3 protein-coding genes are annotated in these 3,821 nt (G+C 33.6%); all 3 read right to left on the bottom strand.

Annotated elements, in window-relative coordinates; translation table 11 throughout:
* Nucleotides 1-187: 187 nt before the first annotated feature.
* The 3 genes from EKG35_RS20290 to EKG35_RS20280 all read right to left on the bottom strand — a co-directional run bounded on the left by EKG35_RS20290 (nt 188) and on the right by EKG35_RS20280 (nt 3,705).
* The gene (locus EKG35_RS20290; RefSeq protein WP_126296364.1) at nt 188-2,401 is read right to left on the bottom strand and encodes a penicillin-binding transpeptidase domain-containing protein; all 2,214 of its coding nucleotides are present in this window, start codon (nt 2,399-2,401) and stop codon (nt 188-190) included.
* Between the two features lie 208 nt (nt 2,402-2,609).
* Nucleotides 2,610-3,368: a hypothetical protein gene (locus tag EKG35_RS20285; protein ID WP_126296363.1), complete on the bottom strand. Its 759-nt coding sequence runs from the start codon at nt 3,366-3,368 to the stop codon at nt 2,610-2,612.
* Nucleotides 3,361-3,705, bottom strand: a complete 345-nt coding sequence (locus EKG35_RS20280) for a sigma-70 family RNA polymerase sigma factor (protein WP_281274653.1) — start codon at nt 3,703-3,705, stop codon at nt 3,361-3,363. The genes EKG35_RS20285 and EKG35_RS20280 overlap by 8 nt, the downstream gene beginning before the upstream one ends.
* Between the last annotated feature and the right edge of the window lie 116 nt (nt 3,706-3,821).

The raw sequence follows: 3,821 nt of genomic DNA, 5'->3' as shown, positions 1-3,821 counted from the left end.
CACGTATCACCTTTCATTGCTTGTTTCTCGACAATTCAAGTATATAGAAATCGGTGATTACGTGCTTTTTTATTTATGAAATTTTTTCAAACCCCAACAAATATTATAGAGCCCTAAATATTTATAAATAAAAAGCGTGCAGGCAAAGTCAATTGAGACTTTGTCCTGCACTCTGTATGTTCATTATTTATTCTGTAACCTTTTCTTCAACAGTATCTTCATCTATTTTCTCATCTGTTGTTGGAGGCAAAATTTCTTGTTTAACAGCACTAGCTGATAGACCATTTTTCGAATATTTTTCTTTCAATTCGAAATAATAATCTAACATTTCTCTTGCTATTTCGTTCGCTTCTCCTAAATGAATATTGAAATTTGTTGTTGCCCAAGGAATTAATACTGCATATGCTACCTCAGGATTATCATAAGGTGCGAACCCTACGTGGGCAATATTAATCGTATTTGTACCAAATTCTTCACGAAGCGGTCCATAATAAACAACCTCTGCTGTACCGGTTTTCCCCGCTGCTGTGTATGGTGTATTAGCAAATTGGGCACGAGCAGACCCTTGAGAACCAACATATACTTGACGAAGCCCTTTTTTAACGTGATTAATTTCATCTTCAGTATTTGAAATACGATTTAAAATTTTTGGTGTTACTTCTTCAACTAATGGTCCCAACGTTTCTCCATCTGCAGAAGGCTCACGAATTTCTTTAAGTAAGCGAGGTTGAATACGATATCCTCCATTTGCAACTGTAGAAATATATTGTGCCATTTGCATTGGTGTATACGTATCAAACTGTCCAATAGCAAAGTTTAAAATTTTACCGTTGTTGTCCAATTCACCTTGGAAGCCCGCGAATTCATTTGGCAAATCTATTCCGGTATTTACTCCTAAACCAAATTGAGCATAGCCATTTCTCATTGTTTGCAATGTATCTGGCTGAATTCTTAACCCCATATTGTAGCTATATCTCGTCCCAGCAATCATCATTGCTATTTGGAACATATAGGAGTTGGATGAACGCTCTAACGCTTTTATATCATCCATAGGAATGCTTCCGTTACGGTTGAAAATCGAGCTTTTTGGTTCTGTACCAGCAAGTTTAATTGGTTGGTCAACTAGATAAGTACCTGGTTTAATAACTCCTTCTGAGTAGGCCATTAATAATGTAGCTGCTTTTACCGTTGAACCTACCTCATAAGCTGTTGTAAATGTTCCATAGGAATAATCAACAACATAGTTTTTACCTGTTTCACTATCTTTCTCTATTTTTTTCCCAACAATTGAAAGGATTTCGCCCGTATTCGGATTCATCATCACGAAGAATGCGCGGTCAAGAAGATGTGATTGACTCTTTGATTTTAGTTCCAGTAATTTCTCTTCAACAACTCTTTCAGCTTCTGCTTGAAGCTCAATATCAAGTGTAGTAACTAAATCACTGCCAGGTTCTCCTTCATATGTTGTAATTGTATCTACAACTTCTCCTCGTTTATTTGTTATATTTTTAACTACCGATTTTTGACCTTGCAATAATTCCTCATATTGGGCTTCAAAGTAACTTTCTCCTACCCGGTCATTACGTGAGTAGTCTCTAGCTAAATAATAGTCTAGTTTTGACTTTGGAATCCCTTTACTAGGCACAGTCGTTCTTCCTAAAATAGAAACCGACGATAATTTTACACGCTTCCAGTCTGTTGTTGTATTAACGCCTGGCAAATCAGAAAGTCTTTCTGATACTCGTGCGAATTCAGCATCTGTTACATTTTCACTTTTTATAATTTGTGGGGATAAATTGTAACCGGAGGCCATTTCACGATAAATCGCTAATACCTCTAAATCAAATTCAGTTAATTGATTTAATTCATCTTCTGTAATTCGTTCACGTACAAGACGATCAATCTCAGCTTGAATTTCACTATCTTCTAACTCCTCATTTGCTCGTAAAGCATCCTCTTCTTCTTTTGTAACTTTTGCATAAGCAGCATCTTTATTTTTTAAAATCCAGAAATCCTGTTTATCACGAAAAGTAACACGATCTGTTGGCTGTTCAATCAACATCGCGAGCTGTTCTGCAATCTCAAGCATCTCTTGAGTAGTCGTTGTTTGCATTTTTGTATATGTAATAGCATTTTCAGGCTCGTTATCAACTAAAATTCTGCCATAGCGATCATAAATGCGGCCACGTGGCACACTTGTATTGACCGCAACCTCTTCCTTTCTCTCTAATTCTTTAACATACTCTTCGCCTTTAACAATTTGCAAATATCCAAGTCGAAAAATTAACATTGAAAATAAGATAAAGATAGAAAAGAAAAGGACGTTCATACGAAACGATAAACTAGCGCGATATTTTGCCTTTACACTAGACGCACGTTGAGTTTTTACTTTTTTTCGCATTCGATTTCCCCTTTCCTATAGTTTGCTTGTCATTGATTAAATACATACATTAAATACATACATTCTAGTATATCATTTGCTCGATTGATAAAAAAGTGAAACAAGTACAACTTCTTGATTTGTAACGGTAAATTTTGAAAATGGTTCCTTTCTATAAAAAATATTTCATTTATAAGGAGGACTTGATAAAAAGTCCTCGCTACTCCAATTATTTAACGACAATTTCAATATTAGTTGTATCAAGAGATAATCTTTCTTTCAATTCTTCGGAGATTGACATTATAATGATTGAACCACTTTTTAGATTTTTAAATTTGTAACCTCTCGCTGTTACATTACTGCCATCAGCATAAATTTCTTCCCAATTATTTGGCGTTACATGAGTAATATGACTAAAATAATCTCCACTAATCATACCTTTTTCATACCATTCTTCAGATAAAACATTATAATGCGGTGACATACTAAATGTTAAGAGAACATCTACCTCTCCGGGATCGACCTCTATTCGGCCGTTGTTCGGAAGTTGTTGTTGATTTACTTTTATATCATAAGAAAAATGACTTTTTGCCAATTCAAGCATTTCTTCATTATTTAATTTCGACATCATCCGACCGATTACACTATGATAATACTCTCTTTCTTCCTCAAATCTGCTAATTTCAAATTCAAGCTCTGCAATTTTATTAGTTTCATTAATGTTTTCCTGCAATTGATTTTCATTATTTTCTTGTTGAACCTCGGTCGTAACTGCATTTTGTGTATTATTATTTGAAAACATAGTTGCACTCCAAACAGCAGTGCCTAACAATAAACAAATCATTACAGCGATTGGCATAAAAACTATTCTTTTCTTCTTTGACGAAGTGATCATTTTAGAGAGAATTCTTGATTTTGTACTACTATCTACAACACTATTTTCTTTAAAGATATATTGAAGGCTTTCTTTTACTTTTTCTTTATTCATCAAGAATTCCTCCCAAACTTTTTTTCAACATCGTCCTTGCCCGACTAAGTCTAGTTTTCACCGTATTTACAGAACAATCTAAAATTATTGCGACCTCATCTATTTTTAAATCTTTAAAGTAATACAAAATAATAACTTCTCGATATTTAGGAGTTAATGATAAAACTGCATTTCCTATTACTACTTTCTCATCTTCTAAAACGACGAAATCATCAATTGATTTTTGAAAACCTAAAATACTAGCAAACTTATTCGTAAATAAATGATTTCGATATGACCAGCTTCGTAAGTAATCATAACTTCGATTAATCGTCATTTTATATAAATATGTTTTCACTAGTGTTGCATTAATTTAAATTCACTATTAAAAATACTCAAAATGTTCAATATTATTATTTTATGCAAAGAAAAAGTCCTTTATAATGGATTAGTCAGGTGGTAACCCGTCCAAAT

Origin of the sequence: Lysinibacillus telephonicus (assembly GCF_003966145.1) — a bacterium.
Lineage (GTDB): Bacteria > Bacillota > Bacilli > Bacillales_A > Planococcaceae > Ureibacillus > Ureibacillus telephonicus.
This window is presented reverse-complemented; position numbering and strand designations above follow the sequence as displayed.